The 17,834-nt window shown below is 49.7% G+C and carries 16 protein-coding genes and 1 riboswitch; of the genes, 1 reads left to right on the forward strand and 15 read right to left on the reverse strand.

Going from position 1 to position 17,834, the window contains the following annotated elements:
- Window positions 1–61: 61 nt before the first annotated feature.
- Window positions 62–1,768, forward strand: coding sequence for an Rqc2 family fibronectin-binding protein (locus AC2CGA_RS03190; protein WP_025851333.1), 1,707 nt, complete (start codon window positions 62–64; stop codon window positions 1,766–1,768).
- A 424-nt stretch (window positions 1,769–2,192) separates the two neighbouring features.
- On the opposite strand, the gene AC2CGA_RS03195 is transcribed toward AC2CGA_RS03190, so the two are convergent.
- The 15 genes from AC2CGA_RS03195 to AC2CGA_RS03265 all read right to left on the reverse strand — a co-directional run bounded on the left by AC2CGA_RS03195 (window position 2,193) and on the right by AC2CGA_RS03265 (window position 17,756).
- Window positions 2,193–2,681, reverse strand: coding sequence for a precorrin-2 dehydrogenase/sirohydrochlorin ferrochelatase family protein (locus AC2CGA_RS03195; protein ID WP_024085291.1), 489 nt, complete (start codon window positions 2,679–2,681; stop codon window positions 2,193–2,195).
- Entirely contained in the window at window positions 2,662–3,447 is a 786-nt protein-coding gene (locus tag AC2CGA_RS03200; protein ID WP_015388252.1) for a sirohydrochlorin chelatase, read from the reverse strand. Before AC2CGA_RS03200 ends, AC2CGA_RS03195 begins: the two co-directional genes overlap by 20 nt.
- Window positions 3,448–4,221 (reverse strand): uroporphyrinogen-III C-methyltransferase, encoded by a 774-nt coding sequence (gene cobA, locus AC2CGA_RS03205; protein ID WP_025851340.1) that lies wholly within the window; start codon window positions 4,219–4,221, stop codon window positions 3,448–3,450. It abuts the gene before it with no gap.
- 124 nt (window positions 4,222–4,345) lie between these two features.
- On the reverse strand, window positions 4,346–4,939 hold the full coding sequence (gene cysC / locus AC2CGA_RS03210) for an adenylyl-sulfate kinase (RefSeq protein WP_003154363.1): 594 nt from the start codon (window positions 4,937–4,939) through the stop codon (window positions 4,346–4,348).
- Between the two features lie 13 nt (window positions 4,940–4,952).
- Window positions 4,953–6,101, reverse strand: coding sequence for a sulfate adenylyltransferase (gene sat, locus AC2CGA_RS03215; RefSeq protein ID WP_024085289.1), 1,149 nt, complete (start codon window positions 6,099–6,101; stop codon window positions 4,953–4,955).
- Between the two features lie 48 nt (window positions 6,102–6,149).
- Window positions 6,150–7,214, reverse strand: a complete 1,065-nt coding sequence (gene cysP / locus AC2CGA_RS03220; RefSeq protein ID WP_003154367.1) for a sulfate permease — start codon at window positions 7,212–7,214, stop codon at window positions 6,150–6,152.
- Between the two features lie 12 nt (window positions 7,215–7,226).
- Window positions 7,227–7,928 (reverse strand): phosphoadenylyl-sulfate reductase, encoded by a 702-nt coding sequence (locus tag AC2CGA_RS03225; RefSeq protein WP_484480121.1) that lies wholly within the window; start codon window positions 7,926–7,928, stop codon window positions 7,227–7,229.
- A 127-nt stretch (window positions 7,929–8,055) separates the two neighbouring features.
- A riboswitch (SAM riboswitch) is annotated at window positions 8,056–8,160 on the reverse strand.
- Window positions 8,161–8,261: 101 nt separating this feature from the next.
- Window positions 8,262–8,894, reverse strand: a complete 633-nt coding sequence (pyrE, locus tag AC2CGA_RS03230) for an orotate phosphoribosyltransferase (protein WP_307772364.1) — start codon at window positions 8,892–8,894, stop codon at window positions 8,262–8,264.
- A complete protein-coding gene (pyrF, locus tag AC2CGA_RS03235) occupies window positions 8,891–9,610 on the reverse strand; it encodes an orotidine-5'-phosphate decarboxylase (RefSeq protein ID WP_095315383.1) in 720 nt (239 codons plus the stop codon). The genes pyrE and pyrF overlap by 4 nt, the downstream gene beginning before the upstream one ends.
- Window positions 9,579–10,514, reverse strand: coding sequence for a dihydroorotate dehydrogenase (locus AC2CGA_RS03240; protein ID WP_024085287.1), 936 nt, complete (start codon window positions 10,512–10,514; stop codon window positions 9,579–9,581). The genes pyrF and AC2CGA_RS03240 overlap by 32 nt, the downstream gene beginning before the upstream one ends.
- Window positions 10,514–11,284, reverse strand: a complete 771-nt coding sequence (locus AC2CGA_RS03245; protein WP_060657321.1) for a dihydroorotate dehydrogenase electron transfer subunit — start codon at window positions 11,282–11,284, stop codon at window positions 10,514–10,516. The genes AC2CGA_RS03240 and AC2CGA_RS03245 overlap by 1 nt, the downstream gene beginning before the upstream one ends.
- Window positions 11,281–14,496 carry a carbamoyl-phosphate synthase (glutamine-hydrolyzing) large subunit gene (gene carB / locus AC2CGA_RS03250; protein WP_060386929.1) on the reverse strand — a complete coding sequence of 1,072 codons (3,216 nt, stop codon included), beginning with the start codon at window positions 14,494–14,496 and terminating at the stop codon, window positions 11,281–11,283. Before carB ends, AC2CGA_RS03245 begins: the two co-directional genes overlap by 4 nt.
- Entirely contained in the window at window positions 14,481–15,575 is a 1,095-nt protein-coding gene (locus tag AC2CGA_RS03255) for a carbamoyl phosphate synthase small subunit (RefSeq protein WP_007409730.1), read from the reverse strand. Before AC2CGA_RS03255 ends, carB begins: the two co-directional genes overlap by 16 nt.
- Window positions 15,572–16,858, reverse strand: a complete 1,287-nt coding sequence (locus AC2CGA_RS03260) for a dihydroorotase (protein ID WP_025851354.1) — start codon at window positions 16,856–16,858, stop codon at window positions 15,572–15,574. Before AC2CGA_RS03260 ends, AC2CGA_RS03255 begins: the two co-directional genes overlap by 4 nt.
- Window positions 16,842–17,756, reverse strand: a complete 915-nt coding sequence (locus AC2CGA_RS03265; protein ID WP_003154387.1) for an aspartate carbamoyltransferase catalytic subunit — start codon at window positions 17,754–17,756, stop codon at window positions 16,842–16,844. The genes AC2CGA_RS03260 and AC2CGA_RS03265 overlap by 17 nt, the downstream gene beginning before the upstream one ends.
- Window positions 17,757–17,834 lie beyond the last annotated feature (78 nt).

Consider the following 17,834-nt stretch of genomic DNA (forward strand, 5'->3'; position numbering starts at 1 on the left):
CTGACTCGTCCCTTTTCATGCTATAATTATCGAATGCAGGAAGAAGGAAAGGGTGTTTTATATGTCTTTTGATGGCATGTTTACATACGGAATGACACATGAATTAAACAGCCGGATCGCCGGAGGACGGATCACGAGAGTCCATCAGCCTTTTAAGCACGATGTGATATTCCATATCCGCGCCAACGGAAAAAACCACAAATTATTATTGTCGGCGCATCCGAGCTATTCACGGGTGCACATGACAAACCAGGCCTATGAAAATCCGAGCGAGCCGCCGATGTTTTGTATGCTGCTCAGAAAGCATATAGAAGGCGGATTTATTGAGAAAATAGAACAGGCCGGATTAGACCGGATTATGATATTCCGCATAAAAAGCAGAAATGAAATCGGCGACGAAACCGTAAGAACGCTGTATGTTGAAATTATGGGACGGCACAGCAATATTATTCTGACTGACGGAGAAGGATCCATCATCGACGGGCTGAAGCATTTATCTCCGTCAATGAACAGCTACCGGACCGTTCTGCCGGGTTATGATTACAAGCTTCCTCCCGCTCAGGAAAAAGTTTCGCCGCTTGCCGCGGATGAAGAGGACGTTTTGCGTTATCTCAGTTTTCAGGAAGGACGGCTTGACCAGCAGATCGTCAGACATTTCTCCGGTGTTTCTCCGCTGTTTGCAAAAGAAGCCGTGCACAGAGCGGGTCTCGCTAACAAAATAACGCTGCCGAAGACGCTGATTGAAATGTTCCATGCCGTGAAAGATTGCAGGTTTACACCGAACATTACGACAGCCGGCGGAAAGGAATACTTTTATCTCCTGTCTCTCACACATGTAAACGGAGAGGAGCGCACCTTTCACTCACTGAGTGAGCTGTTGGACCGGTTTTATTTCGGCAAAGCGGAACGCGACCGCGTCAAACAGCAGGCTCAGGATCTCGAGCGTTTTGTCGCAAATGAACGGAAAAAGAATGCCAATAAGATAAAAAAGCTGGAAAAGACGCTCGACTACTCAGAGAATGCGAAGGAATTCCAGCTATACGGCGAACTGCTGACGGCAAATTTGTATATGCTGAAAAAAGGTGACAAAGAAGCGGAAGTCATCAATTATTATGATGAAGAAAGTAAGACGGTGACCATCCCTTTAAATCCGAACAAAACACCGTCAGAAAACGCGCAGATGTATTTTACAAAGTATCAAAAGGCGAAGAATTCCGTCGAGGTGGTAAAAGAACAGATCCGTCTGGCCGAGGAGGAAATCGCTTATTTCGATCAGCTGATCCAGCAGCTCTCCTCCGCCTCCACAAAGGATATTCACGAAATAAGGGAAGAGCTTGTGGAAGGCAAATATCTGCGGCCGAAACAGCAGAGAGGACAGAAAAAACAGAAGCAGCACGTTCCTGTTTTGGAGCAATATGAATCTTCACGGGGATTGACGATTCTTGTCGGCAAAAACAATAAACAAAATGAGTACTTAACGACAAAAGCTGCCGCGAGGGATGATTTATGGTTCCACACGAAAGACATTCCGGGTTCCCACGTTGTGATTAAAAGCAGCGATCCGGATGAACAATCCATACTGGAGGCGGCTGCGATCGCCGCTTATTTTTCCAAAGCGAAAGATTCCGGCTCCGTTCCGGTTGATTATACAAAAATCAGACATGTGAAAAAGCCAAACGGCGCAAAGCCCGGATTTGTCACCTATGACAGCCAGCATACCGTATTTGTCACACCTGATGCCGACCTTGTCATACGGCTGAAAAAATAAACGCACCTCCAAGCTGAAACCCGCACTCGGCTTGGAGGTGTTTTTTTATTACGTATAAACGGAGACGAAACTCTCCCAGCCGTCAGAACCGATCTTTACAGTATCTGATCAGTTTCCCGTCATGTCTGCATGATCCGCCGGGCCGTCTGTGATTTAAACGGTCACACCTGATTTGGCGGCGGATACTTTCACCTTCCCTCGCCGAACCTGAGCACATCCGGGCGGGTCTCTGACCTTTCCTTTGTATGCGGGCGAAATCCAGGCGGCATCGGGATCACATACATATTCCGCATCACTTCGCAATCCTGACCGCTTGTCGGCATATACCATTCAAACTGCCCGCTTTCGTTTTGAATTTTTCACATTCGGCGGACTGTCAGGACAGTATAAAAAACACCCTGCCTGATGACAGACAGGGTGTTTTTTATGGTCTTCTTCTTTTCTCAAATAATCGATCCACTTCTTCAGCCAAATCAGCAGTAATGAGAGGCTTTATGTCCTCAGCCAGTCTTTTCGTATGTGCAGGGCTTGCGCCGCTTGTTGATACGGATACTTGAATGCGCCCTTTGCGGATGATCTTCGGCATATACACGCTGCCCCGTTCAGCCTCGCTTACACAATTGACCAGCTGCGTTTCAGAAGCGCCCTCGGCTATCTCCCGATTCACGCTGCGGTCATTTGTCGCGGCAATGATGAAAAAAGCGGGCGCAAGATCCTTCATTTCAATTTTACGGGAAACCCAGCGGATACGTCCTTCATCCGCCAGCTGTTTAATTTCAGGCAGGGCATCGGGACTGATTACAGTAATATCCGCGCCTTCCGGAAGCACTGTTTTGAGTCTTCTTAAGGCAACATTGCCTCCGCCCGCGATGACAATTCTTTTTCCGCTGAGATTAATGTGCAGAGGCAGCATACTGTCCCCCCTTAAAATCAAACTGCCCGCCGGGGTTTCGGACAGCTTCCGTCACACGGTTCAAAAACGCCTGCTTAATATGCGGGTGAAAACCTAAGTATGAAGCGAGATGAACATTTTGATTGACCGTTTGAAGCTTTTGAACTTCCCGTTCAATCTCAGTCATTAAAAGCCCGGTAAACAGAAGATATGGAACGATAAAAACGGGTGCTCCGTCATCCTCTTCAAGGCCGGCAAACACTTCTTTATAGTGCGGGTCACATGCTGTTAAAAAACAAGGGATGACTTCTTTAACAGGTGTAATCGCCTCAAGTTTTCCGGCAATCTCACTGACTGCGCTTTTAACTGCCGGATCTGTGCTTCCTCTTCCGATCAGCACCACTTTCGCCTGCTCAATGGACACTCCGGTATCTTCAATGCGATGATGCACGGCTTTTACGACTTCATCGTCCACTCCGATCGGAACACCATATGTCACTTTTATATCGGGATGCAGGGCCGCCGCACGGGCGATTTCAGCCGGAATGTCATGTTTCGCGTGGGCAGCGGTCAACAGCAGCAAAGGCACAGCCGCAATATGAGTGGCGCCTTGTCTGACACAAGCTTCAAATCCCGCTTCAATAGACGGTTCCTGCAGTTCTAAAAAACAGATTTCCTGAATGGGAGCGTCAGCGTGCGGCATGCACCCTTTTAAAAACGCCGCCGACTCTGTCTGCGCTTTTTTCAGCCTGCTTCCGTGTCCGATATATAAAATCGCCTGCTTCATTTACAACGCCTCGCTCAAATCCGGATTTTTCTGATCAGATGCATACCAGTCCAGTGTGCAGTGATAATTGACGACATCACCGATAACAATTAAACTCGGGTTTTTGATTTCTTCTTTTATCACTGTGTCTGAAAGCGTGCCGACGGTGCAGACGACTGTTTTTTGCCTGTCCGTCGTCCCCCAATGAATAAAGGCTGCCGGAGTGCCGCCGTCTCTGCCGTTTTCCAGCAGCATTCTTTCAATCTGCCGGATATTTTTAATTCCCATATAAATCACCAGCGTATCAATGCCCGTCGCCAGCGCTTTCCATTTTTCTTCAAAGTCGTCTTCTTGTTTATAATGCCCCGTAACGAATGCGACATTGGAGCTCGCCTCTCTGTGCGTCACCGGAATGCCGGCATAAGCAGCAGCCGCGATTCCTGATGTAATGCCGGGAACGATCTCAAACGGAATGGCGTTTTGCGCGAGAGCCTCCGCTTCTTCGCCTCCGCGGCCGAAAACAAACGGGTCGCCCCCCTTGAGCCTTACAACGGTTTTCCCCTTTTTCGCATACTTCACAAGGAAACGGTTGATCGTATCCTGTTTCATAATGTGAAAATCCGGGAGCTTGCCGCAGTAAATCAGATCCGCTTCTTCTCCGGCGTACTGTAAAATCTCTTTGTTTACCAATCTGTCATATAATATAACGTCCGCTTTCTGTATGGCTTTCATTGCCTTCACCGTTAATAAGTCCGGATCTCCCGGACCGGCTCCAACGATAAATACTTTCCCCATAGCATGTCTCCCCGATCCGTTTTGAAATCTTCCCAGAACAGCCGCGAGGCCGCACTTCAGCTATTTTACCATATCCCGCCATTGCGGGGGATATCCGGCTGATTGCGCGGCCTTTTTGGACCTATTATGCTAAGCTGTTTTTCACAAAGTCAACCAGTCTTCCGGTGCATTCTTCACGTTCAAATTTGCCTGAATCAAGTACGAGCTCAGGCGCTTTCGGCTCTTCATACGGTGAGTCGATCCCCGTAAAGAACGGAATTTCACCATTTCTTGCTTTTTTATATAACCCTTTCGGATCGCGCTTTTCACATATATCGAGGTCGCATTTCACGTAGATTTCATTAAATTCGCCCTCTGCCACAAGCTCTCTCACCTGATCTCTGTCCTCACGGAACGGAGAAATAAAAGCCGTGATGACGATGGTTCCCTGCTGAACGAAAAGCTTCGCCACTTCCCCGATGCGGCGTATATTTTCCTTGCGGTCATCATCGGAAAAACCTAAGTCCTTGTTTAAGCCGTGGCGGATGTTATCACCATCAAGCACAATGACTTGATAGCCTTGTTCAAACAGCTCGCGCGCTGCGGCGTTTGCAATTGTGGATTTCCCTGAACCGCTTAAGCCCGTCAGCCAGAGGATAGAGCTTTTATGTTTGTTTTTCTGCTGGTATTCTTCTTTCGTTATTGAGGCTTCATGCCATACGATATCACGATTTGTCACTCTATTTTCCTCCTTAAGAAACGCCTGCTTCTTCTTTCGTTTTCAGCCCTTTAATCAACACCTCGACAACTTCAGGACGGCTGAATTCCGCCGGCGGCATGACGCCGCTTCGCAGCATTTCTCTGACCTTTGTTCCTGACAGAATGACGTGGTCTTCTCTGTCATGCGGACATGTTTTGGCCGTTCCCATGTTGCCGCATTTCTGGCAGAAGAAGCTGTGCTCGAATTTCATCGGTGTAATCCCGAGTTCATCCGCTGTAAATTGATCAAACAGCTCTTGCGCTTCATATGTGCCGTAGTAATCACCGACGCCGGCATGATCGCGGCCGACAATAAAATGCGTGCAGCCGTAGTTTTTGCGGACAAGCGCGTGGAAAATGGCTTCTCTCGGCCCCGCATACCGCATTGCCGCCAAAAACACGCCGAGGAATACGCGGTCTTTCGGATAATAATGATCGAGCAGCACCTGGTAGCTTTCCATTCTGACATCCGCCGGAATGTCATCTGATTTTGTTTCACCGACGAGCGGGTTCAAAAACAGGCCGTCAACCGTCTCAAGCGCGGTTTTTTGGATATATTCGTGGGCGCGGTGGACCGGATTTCTCGTTTGGAAACCGACGATGGTTTTCCAGCCTTTTTCTTCGAAGCTTCGTCTTGTATCGGCAGGTTCAAATGTAAACTCAGGAAACTGCTTTGACGCTTTTTTAATTAATGTGATCGGCCCGCCGACATACGTATCGCCGCGTGAAAATAATTTTTTCACGCCCGGATGCGCGGCATCATCGGTTTTATATACGTGAACGGCTTCTTTTTGTTTATCCGGCGTATAAATATCTTCGATGTCGACGACACCGTATGTTTCTCCGCCGTAAGTCAGTTTCACCGTGTCGCCGACGGCAAGCTCAGCCGCTTTTTCTGAATCGACCGGAAGCGTGATCGGCAGGGACCAGACAACCCCTGATGCCAGACGCATATTTTCAACGACTGACACGTAATCTTTTTCTGTGAAAAATCCTTCAATCGGGCTGTACCCCCCGATCCCGATCAGCTCTAAATCAGCGAACGAAATCAAATCAAGCTCAATTTCTTTGTGGACGGATGTAAGATCATACTGCTCATTCACCCGATTAATTAATGTTCCTCCGTGCGGTGCTAAACTCATAATACATGATTCCTCCCAGTTAACAGATAAATAAACTCAGATTAATAGTTAAATGCCCCCGCCTTGTTCATGGACAGAGCGTTTCTCTTTTCGGATGGCTTTCATCAGACTGGCGGCTCCGCCAGCTGCCAAAAGCACGCTGGCCATCATAAAGATGGAATAGTAATCTCCTTTTAACAGCAGGGAGACAAGCAGATACGAAATCGACAGTGACAAAAACGGCGAAACAACCCATACTTTGAGCATCGTTTTCACGACTTCTTTATGAAAAACGTTCGGCCCGTTTTTGGCCATTCCGATACCGATAATTGATGATGATGTGACTTGCGCCAATGGGACCGGCAGACCGAAGACGGAACTGATAATGACAAGCCCCGCACCGGTTCCTGAAAGCAGTATGCCTTCTCCGGCTGAAAACCTCGTAATCTTTTTCCCGTTGGTTTCAAGCACTTTGCGTCCTAAAAGCAGAGCGCCGAGAGCGACAAAGATGCCTCCGTACAGCGTTCCTTTTGACACGCTGAGTACGCCCGCAGCCACCAAAGGGCCCACCGCATTTGCGACATTGTTCATTCCGGCTGAAAAAGCTTCCCAAAAACCCGCAAAAAGCAGCACAATTCCTAAAATCTTCTGTTTCCGTTTCGAAATGACTCGAATATTCAGAGAACTGAATACCTTCGATACGAGAAAAGTGAAACAGAACGCGACGAACGGTACGAGCACCCAAAAAATCACGATGACCAAAAGATGCTGTAAAAACAATACTTTGTACGCGACGCCGACACCGACAATCGCCCCGACAGTGACCTCACTCGTCGACAGCGGAATGCCGAGCACATTCGCCGTGAATAACGATAGCGCCGCCGCTCCGATTATAATGCAGACAATGGTGAGCGTAATGGTTTGTTCGGGAATGATTCCGCCGCTGATCGTCTTAACGACTTCACCGCCGCCGATAACCGCCCCTGACAGGACTCCGGCCGCGCAGATGATCAGCGCATACGTTTTCTTTTTAACGGCGCCGGACCCGTAAGCGACTCCCATTGATGCCGCGGCTCCGCTGGCTCCGATATTCATGGCAAAAAACAGACAGAATAAAATAGCGGCTAATTCCATCGGGCAGCTCCTTTATTCATGCAGTCCGCATTCTGTTTTCGCCATGCCGTTCCATCTGCCGCTCCGCAAATCTTCCGCGGTAAACGCAGGTGAAGTGCACGGTTCACAGCCGATGCTCGGATACCCCTGATCATGGAGGATATTGTAATCCAGCTTATGCTTGGAAGTATATCTCCAGATGTCTTTCCATGTCCAATGGATCAGCGGGCATACTTTAATCGATTGAAACTTGTCGTCTTTATTCAGGAAATTCGTATTCGCCCGGCTCGGCCCTTGATCCCGGCGAAGGCCGGACAGCCATGCCGGATGCCCTGCGAGCGCTTCTCTTAACGGCAGAATTTTTCTGATGTAGCAGCACTGGTTCGGTTCTCTTTCCCACAGTTTATCTCCGTGAGCCTCGGCCTGTTCCTCGAGAGTAAGGCTGGGCTTTTTCAGGATAATGTTCAGCCCCGGATAACGTTCTTTCACTTTTTCGATCGTTTCATATGTTTCTTTAAAGTGAAGACCCGTATCGAGAAACACGATTTCCGCGTCTTTCTTTACTTTAGAAATTAAATCGATCAGGACGATGCCCTCAATCCCGAAGCTGCACGCGTAAACAAGCTGGTCTCCGTAGTGGCCGTATGCCCATTTTAAAACGGACAGCGCGCCTTTATAGGAATCGTCTTCCGGAAATGTAATCGCCGGTTCCTCCCATGTGTCATACGTTAGCATTTTTTCTTTCCTCCTCCCGGAGACAATCAAACAGCTGTTGTTCTCTGCCGGTTGTCTTATCCCTCAATCTTTTTTTCATATAAAAAACTTTCAATCCAGCGGAATGAAAGACAGTGACCCGGTATAGCCCTTATCTTCAAAATGCTGTGCATTTTTCTGGATGCGGCACCTTGCAATACACGCAGGTTGCCGGGCGTCATCGGTCCAGTCCCTCAGCCGCTCTTGATAAGCTTTTTAGATTTGTACTAAATTTTAGCACAATTCTAACAGAAGTCAACCCGAGTTTTTTGATAGGAATAATAAAACAGGCCCTGAGGCCTGTTTTTATTGTCATTATTTTTTAAACCAATCTTTTGACTCGGGATTCAGTTTCCATGATTTCAGTTTTTCAATGTCAGCTGAATGAATCGTACCGTTTTCAAGCGCAACTTCAATCAGCGTGTCATAATCGGTTAACGAGTAATAAGGAAGACCCGCTTTTTTAAAGGCTTCTTTTGCTTTCGGCAGTCCGTATGTAAAAATGGAAATGACGCCGAGGACTTCCGCGCCCTCTCTTTGAAGAGCCGCCGTAGCTTCAAGCACGCTGCCTCCGGTAGAAATCAAGTCTTCAATCACGACTGTTTTTTGTCCTTTCTTAATGGCGCCTTCTATTTGATTTCCTTTGCCGTGCGCTTTCGGTTTGCTTCTGACGTAGCACATCGGCGCGCCCGTACGGTCTGCGAGAAGCGCAGCATGCGGAATGCCCGCCGTTGCAGTGCCCGCGATCATCTCCGCCTCGGGGAAATGCTCCTTCAGCAGTTTGCCGAGTCCGTCCGCCACATCATTTCTCACTTTTGGATACGACAATGTCAGACGGTTGTCACAATAGATCGGTGATAAAATGCCGCTCGCCCACGTAAACGGCTCATTCGGGCGTAAAAAGACAGCTTCAATGTGTAATAGATGTTTTGCGATAGCCTGTTTCATCGGCGAACGCCCTCCCATTCCAGTTTAATTGCTTCATATACTTTAACGGGGTTTTCCGCTTTTGTAATTGAGCGGCCCACGACGATGGCTGACGAACCGTTTTCTTTCGCAAATGACGGAGTCGCCGTACGGACTTGATCGTCAGCTGCGTCACTGGCGGTGCGGATGCCCGGCGTGACTGTCAGAAATGAAGGCCGGACCGCTTCATAAATGGCTTTTGTTTCATGGACCGAACATACCACTCCGTCCAGCCCGCACTCTTCCGCCATTTTGCCGTAATGCACAACCGTTTCTAACAGCGGCTTATGCAGCAGAAGCTCTTCCCTCGCCACCTGCTCTGAAGTGCTGGTCAGCTGAGTCACTGCGATTAAAGACGGGCGTTTTCTGCCTGCCGGCGTGCCTTCTTCAAGCCCCTCAAGGGCCGCGCGCATCATGCGTGCGCCCCCTGCCGCATGCACATTGACGAGATCAACGCCGAGGCCGGCCAGCCGCTTCATCGCTTTATTGACCGTAGTCGGGATATCATGAAGCTTTAAATCTAAAAATATATCACAGTTCCGTTCTTTTAATTGGTGAATGATGGCGGGGCCTTCCTGATAAAAAAGTTCCATCCCCGTTTTGACAAAGAGCCTTTCCTTTTCAAACAAGTCTAAAAACGTTAAAGTCTCTTCCCCTGATGCAAAATCAAGCGCGATGATGGGCAGGTTGTTTTTCATGTTTCCAGCTCCTTCTGATGCATTCACTTACAGATTGAAAGCCGTGTTGGCGCAGCACATGGGGGAGCTGTTCTATGATTTCCGGGCAGACGAACGGATTGACGAAGTTCGCCGTGCCGACGGCAACCGCACTCGCTCCCGCAAGAAGAAATTCTAATGCATCCTCTGCGGTCTGAACGCCGCCCATCCCGATAATCGGAATTTGAACGGCCTGGCTGACTTCGTATACCATCCGGATGGCGACCGGTTTGATCGCCGGGCCTGACAGTCCGCCCGTTTTATTTGCTAAAATCGGCCGGCCCGTCTTGAGATCGAGCCTCATCCCGATGAGTGTATTAATCATCGTCAGACCGTCAGCACCGGCCGCTTCAATCGCTTTGGCAATTTCGGTTATGTTTGCGACATTAGGCGAAAGCTTCACATACACAGGCACTGCGGAAACTTCTTTCACCGCTTTTGTCAGTTCGGCCGCCATGACGGGATCAGTACCAAAAGCAATCCCCCCCGTTTTGACATTCGGACATGAAATGTTAAGCTCAAGCGCATGCACATTCGGCGCTTGGCTGATGTGCTCGGCCACTTCTTTATAGTCGTCCACCTGAGAACCGGCGACATTTGCGATAATCGGCGTGTCAAATTGTTCGAGCCAAGGCAGCTCGTGATTGAGCACATGCTCAAGGCCGGGATTTTGCAGTCCGATGGCATTCAGCATTCCCGCGCTTGTCTCCGCCACTCTCGGCGTCGGATTTCCGAAGCGGGCTTCGTTCGTCGTGGCTTTAATCATAATGCCTCCAAGGCATGATAAATCGTAAAATCCGGCATATTCTTTCCCGAAACCGAAACATCCGGAAGCGGGGATGATCGGGTTTTTCAATTGGAGACCCGGCAGATTCACCTCTAACATTACAGCGCCACCTCCTCAGCTTTAAATACCGGCCCGTCAAGGCAGACCTTTACATAGGATGTATCGCTTTCACCCGTGCGGCACACGCAGGCGAAGCAGGCCCCGATGCCGCAGCCCATCCGCTCTTCCATCGAAAGATAAACCTCTTTATGGCCGTACTGCTGCTTCAGAGCTTTCAGCATCGGTGTCGGTCCGCAGCTTAGCAGGACATCGAATTCGAGCTGCTTTTCACGGATGATATCGGTGACAAATCCTTTCTCTCCATATGTTCCGTCAGCCGTCGCCACATAAGTGTCTCCGTACGCACGGCATTCCTGTTCGTAAAAAACATCCTTTGCTGATTGAAATCCAAGCACATGAATGACGTTTACGCCTTTTTCCGTCAGGCGCTTTGACAGTTCCTGCAAAGGCGGAACCCCCACTCCGCCTCCGACTAACAGCGCGGTTTTGCCGGGTTCAATCCGCCGCACGGGAAATCCGTTGCCGAGAGGGCCGAGAACGTCTATTTTGCCGCCCTCTTTTTTCCCGGACAAAAGGCGCGTTCCCTCACCGTCAGCTCTGTAGATAACGGATACTTCATCCGCGGCGAAATTGACGTCCGCAATGCTGAGCGGTCTTCTTAATAGCGGTGTGACCGCGTCACTCACCTTCAGATGAAGAAATTGTCCCGGCTCGGTAAGGTGCCGGACAAGCTCTCCTTTCAGCACCATCTTATAAATCCGGTCGGCAATTTCTAAGTTGGATTGAACAGTCAAATGCGCTTTTTTCATATCGTGACTGCCGCCTTTTGATTGGTTTCGGATGCAGGCATATGATCCGCCCGGAATGTCATGCTTTCCAATACCCGCAAAATGGCTTCGGCCGTATCTAAAGATGTCAGGCAGGCGACTCCGTTCTCAACGGATTCGCGGCGGATTCTGAAGCCGTCTCTGGCCGGCTGTTTGCCCTTTGTCAGCGTATTGATGACAAATTGCGCTTCTCCGTTTCTGATCACATCGAGCAGATTTTTCCCTTCTTCGCCGATTTTCCCGACGACTTGAGCCGGAATCTGAGCGTCTTTCAAATAAGCCGCCGTTCCTTCCGTCGCCAAGATTTTATAGCCGATGGCGTGGAACCGCTTGGCGATCAGGAGTCCTTCTTCTTTATCTTTATCAGCAACGGTCAACAGCACTGAACCGTAGTTCGGGATTTGAATGCCTGAGGCAATCAGCGCTTTATAGAGCGCTTTTTCCAAGGTTGAATCTTTGCCCATGACCTCTCCCGTCGACTTCATTTCAGGGCCTAACGTGATATCCACTCTTCTCAGCTTCGCGAATGAGAAGACAGGCGCTTTCACGAACACCCCCTGCTGTTCAGGCTGCAGCCCCTCTTGATAGCCGAAATCAGCAAGCTTTTGGCCGAGAATGACCTTTGTCGCCAGATTCGCCATCGGAATCTTAGTGATTTTGCTTAAGAACGGCACGGTTCTGCTTGACCGCGGATTTACCTCAAGCACATACACCTCACCTTGCGAAAGTACGAACTGGATGTTCAGCAACCCGATGATGTTAAGGCCTTTTGCCAAGGCAACAGTGTATTGTTCGATTTTTTTCTTAATGTCTCCGCTTAAAGACTGAGGCGGATAGACGGCGATTGAATCCCCTGAATGGACGCCGGCCCGCTCGATATGCTCCATAATCCCCGGAATAACGACTGTTTCGCCGTCAGATACGGCATCGACTTCGATTTCTTTCCCCGTCAGATAACGGTCGATTAACACCGGATGCTGCGGGTTGATTTTGACCGCATTTTTCATATAGTGAAGCAGTTCTTCTTCGTGATAGACGATTTCCATCGCCCGGCCGCCGAGCACATACGAAGGGCGGACAAGTACCGGATAGCCGATGGATGCAGCGATTTTGACCGCTTCGTTCACCGACACGGCGGTTTTTCCGAGCGGCTGCGGCACATTCAGCGCCTCAAGCGCCTGCTCGAACTTATCCCGGTCTTCCGCACGGTCTAAATCTTCAAGTGATGTACCGAGAATTTTGACGCCGCGGGCGCTCAATTCTTCCGCAAGGTTGATCGCCGTCTGGCCGCCGAATTGGACAACAACGCCTTCCGGCTGTTCCAAATCAATGATGTGCATGACATCTTCTACCGTCAGCGGTTCAAAATACAGTTTGTCTGATATGCTGAAATCAGTGGACACCGTCTCAGGGTTGTTGTTGATAATAATCGCTTCATATCCTGCCTGCTTAATCGCCCAGACAGAGTGAACGGTCGCATAGTCAAATTCGACGCCCTGTCCGATGCGGATCGGGCCGGAGCCGAGGACGACGACGCTTTTTCTTGATGTTATCTCAGACTCGTTTTCTTCCTCATATGTGCTGTAGAAGTACGGGGTTTCTGATTCGAATTCCGCCGCGCATGTATCCACCATTTTATATACAGGCTTGATGGCTGCTTCTTTTCGCATTTGATACAGCTCTTGTTCCGGCATATTCCATTCCCGGCTGATATATTTGTCGGAGAAACCGAGTTCCTTCGCTGTCTGCAGGACGGCGAGGCTGCCTTTTTCCGCTTTCAGCTCGGTTTCAAAAGCGACCAGCTTACAGAGCTTGTGCAAAAAGAATACGTCAATTGCGGAAAACTCATGAAGCTGCTCCACTGTGTAGCCTCTTCTGAACGCTTCTGCAAGATAAAACAGCCGTTCATCTCCGGCCTTTCTGATCCGTTTTTCCAAAAGCCCGTCAGAAATCTCTTCCGCATCCTTCAGTTCCAGGTGATAGACATCGGCTTCCAGTGAGCGGACCGCCTTTAACAGCGATTCTTCAAGGGTGCGTCCGATGGCCATGACCTCTCCGGTGGCTTTCATCTGCGTCCCGAGCCTGCGGTTTGCCGACTCAAATTTGTCGAACGGCCAGCGCGGGATTTTAGAAACGACATAGTCAAGCGCGGGCTCAAAAGCCGCATATGTTTTTCCCGTTACGGGATTCATCATTTCATCAAGAGAAAGCCCGACTGCGATTTTCGCCGCAAGCTTTGCGATCGGGTAACCCGTCGCTTTTGAAGCGAGGGCAGATGAGCGGCTCACCCGCGGATTCACTTCGATAATGTAATATTGGAAGCTGTCGGGATCGAGCGCGAGCTGAACATTACAGCCGCCTTCAATGCCGAGCGCGCGGATCAGCTTTAATGAAACATTGCGCAAAAGCTGATATTCCCGGTCGCTCAAAGTCTGGCTCGGGGCAACGACGATGCTGTCGCCCGTATGGATGCCGACCGGATCGATATTTTCCATGTTGCAGACGACGATCGCGTGATCTCTGCTGTCTCTCATGACTTCATATTCGATCTCTTTGTAACCGGCGATGCTTTTTTCCAGAAGGCACTGATGGACGGGGCTGAGCTTTAATCCGTTTTCGACGATCTCTTTCAGTTCCGCTTCATTCGAGCAGATGCCGCCGCCCGTTCCGCCTAATGTGTAAGCGGGGCGCACGATAACCGGAAACCCGATCCGGCCGACAAATTCCTCGGCTTCCTGTAAAGTGCGGATGATCTCACTTTCCGGCACCGGTTCATTCAGCTCATTCATCAGCGTACGGAATAAGTCGCGGTCTTCCGCCTGCTGGATGGCGGACAGCTTTGTGCCGAGCACTTCCACTCCGCATTCCTCAAGAACCCCGAGTTCAGACAGCTCGACGGCAAGATTCAGTCCGGTCTGTCCTCCCAGAGTCGGCAGGATGGCGTCCGGCCGTTCTTTTCTGATAATACGCGTGAGAAACTCCGGCGTCAGCGGTTCTATGTATACCCGATCAGCCATTTCCGTATCCGTCATAATCGTTGCCGGATTCGAGTTGACGAGAATGACTTCATAGCCTTCTTCCTTTAAAGCGAGACACGCCTGTGTGCCCGCATAATCAAATTCCGCCGCCTGTCCGATAATAATCGGGCCTGATCCGATCACTAAAATCTTTTTAATATCTACGCGTTTTGGCATACCGCTTCCCCTTCTTTCTCAGTTGTTTCGATCAAGTCAATGAATCTGTCAAATAAGTGATTGGCGTCTTCCGGTCCCGGTGAAGCTTCAGGGTGGTACTGAACCGTAAATGCCGGCAATGTTTTATGCTTGAGTCCTTCGATCGTTTGATCATTGATCGCAATGTGCGTCACTTCAAGCTCTGTCTCATCTATTGAAGAAACCGTATATCCGTGGTTTTGGGCTGTTAAAGCGACTTTCCCTGTCGCAAGCTCTTTAACCGGATGATTGGAACCCCTGTGTCCGAATTTCATTTTTTCCGTTTCCGCTCCCGATGCCAGCGCAAATAATTGATGGCCGAGACAGATTCCGAATAACGGCACCTTCCCGAGTATGCCTTTTATCATTTCAATGGCTTCCGGCACATCTTTCGGATCTCCGGGTCCGTTAGAAAGCATGATGCCGTCCGGCTTGAGCTGAAGCACTTCTTCCGCCGTTACATTGTACGGCACAACGATGACATCGCATTTTCTTTTGTTTAACTCTCTTAAGATGCCGTGCTTCATACCGAAATCGACGAGCACGATGCGTTTGCCGCGGCCCGGACTCGGATATGCCGTTTTCGCCGATACTTGAGCAACTTGATTTCTCGGCAGTTCCGTTTCTTTCAGCCTTGCAAGAACCTCTCCGACATTCTCCTCACTTGATGCAAACGTTCCTTTTAATGCGCCGGCCGTGCGGATCATTCTGGTGAGTTTTCGCGTGTCGATCCCTTGTAAGCCGGGGATATTTTTCATTTTCAGATACTCATCAAGCGTGTAAGCCGAGCGCCAGTTGGAAGGCAGCTCGCACAGTTCTTTTACGATCAGCCCTTTTACAAAAGGAGTGATGGATTCAAAGTCATCTCTGTTAATTCCGTAGTTGCCGATCAGCGGATACGTCAGCGTCACGATCTGCCCGCAGTAAGAAGGGTCTGATAAAATTTCCTGATAACCGGTCATTCCCGTGTTGAATACGACTTCACCCGCGGTATGCTCCAGGCTCCCGAATGCTTCACCCTCAAATACCGCTCCATTTTCCAGCACTAGTCTTCTTTTCATTTGACGAGTCTCCCTTCTTCATATGCAAGTTTACCGGCAGCCATCGTTGCAACAGGCCAGCCGAAGCACTTCATCTTGTTGAATGGCGTATTTTTTCCTTTAGATAAAAATGTATCTTTGTCAATGGCCGCTTCTTTGTCCAGATCAATCAGGGTGATGTCAGCCGGCGCCCCCGGTGCAAGCGTTCCGTACGGAAGACCGAATGCCTCGCAAGGTTTTACCGTCATGAAATCAACCAGCTGCTTCAGCGTCCACGCCCCGTTTTTCACAAAATGTGTGTACAGAAGCGGAAAGGCAGTTTCTAAACCGACGATACCGAAAGGCGCAAGCTTCATATCCGTGTTTTTCTCTTCTTCTGTATGCGGCGCATGGTCAGTGGCGATGAAATCAATCGTGCCGTCTAAAAGCCCTTCAATCAGCGCCTCTCTGTCCTCTTTGCTGCGAAGCGGCGGATTCATCTTAAAATTGGTATCAAGTCCCGGGATATCTTCGTCACAAAGCAGCAGGTGGTGCGGCGATACTTCCGCCGTCACGCGGATTCCCGCTTTTTTTGCGTCTCTTACGGCTCTGACGGATTCTTTCGTGCTGATATGACACACGTGGTAATGGCAGCCCGCTGCTTCCGCCAGCAGCACGTCACGGGCGATATGTACCGCTTCACAAATGGAAGGTATACCCTTCAGGCCGTTCGCTTTTGAAAAAGAACCTTCATGCACGCTCCCTCCGTAAATAAGCGAGTTATCCTCACAATGAGCGACAATCGCTTTATTTATTGAAGCCGCCCGTTTCATGGCTTCATACATCATTCCGGCCGTCTGAACGCCGACGCCGTCATCGGTGAAGGCGAATGCGCCCGCTTCATGAAGCGCCTCAAAATCTGTCATTTCTTCGCCGGTTTGTCTGATCGTAATCGATGCGTAAGGAAGGACCCTGACAGATGAGGTTTCTTTGATCCTGTTTTGCAGCCATTCCATCTGCTCTTTCGTATCCGGCACCGGCCTTGTATTCGGCATGGCGGCGACTGTGGTAAAACCGCCGCGCGCCGCGGCTTTAGAGCCCGTCTCAATGGTTTCTTTTTTCTCGCCGCCCGGTTCTCTGAAGTGGACATGAAGGTCTACGAGCCCAGGTGAAACGAACAGTCCCTCAGCGTCGATCACCGTTTCTCCGTCTTTCGCTGTCAGAAGCCCGGTTTCCGAAATGAATTCACCCGTTACCCGGATATCCTGTACCGCTTTTTCTCCCTGTTCATTTAATATCCAGCCGTTTTTAATGAGATAAGACATAAGCCGCTTCTCCCCTTTTCACATTGGTTTGCAGTGCTCTTTTTAAGACTGCCATTCTGATATACACACCATTTTCCATTTGTTTAAAGATTCTTGATTTTCCGCATTCCACTAATGTTGTGTCAATTTCGACTCCTCTGTTCACCGGTGCGGGATGCATGATGATAGCATGCCGCTTCATGCTCTCCGCCCGTTTTTCGGTCAGCCCGTATGCTTCCAGGTAGCCTTTTTGGTCGGCTTCTGTCTGATGCCTTTCATTTTGGATGCGGAGCAGCATGACGACATCTGAAGCTTGTATGGCTTCATCCGTCTGAACACAGGTGCCGAAGGCGTTTTTCTCATCCTGCCACTGCGGCGGCCCGGAAAACAGCACACGTGCGCCGAGCCTTGTCAGCACCTCGGCATTTGACCTTGCCACTCTGCTGTGTTTGATATCGCCATGAATGGAAACCGTCAGGCCCTGAAAGGTCTCAAATTCCTCTTGAATCGTCATTAAATCGAGCAATGACTGAGTCGGGTGCTGGCCGCAGCCGTCGCCAGCGTTTAAGATCGGAATATTGACTCTGCCGGTCAGATCTTTGTAATATTCATCCGTGCTGTGCCTGATGACACAGGCATCCGCTCCGATTGATTCCAGTGTTTTGACCGTGTCGTATAAGGACTCGCCTTTTTGAACGCTTGTGCTCGTGCCGTCTAAGCTGAGCACGTTCATCCCGAGTTTCTTTTCCGCCACTTCAAAGCTGAACCGCGTTCTCGTGCTCGGTTCAAAAAACAGATTCGCAACGAATTTTCCCGCGAGATCGGGACGGACTGCACCCTCTTTTATCGCTTTTGCCTCTCGCAGCAGTTCTGTAATTTCAGCCGCGCTCAGTTCAGACATCGCCGTTAAATGATTCATGTTTTTTCTCCTCCGTTTCCGCTTGAAGGCCGTAAAAAACACCCCGGTCTATAGACTCGGGGTGCGGTTAAAGAGAGA

It is taken from the genome of Bacillus sp. SYZHCR11 (assembly GCF_057196865.1).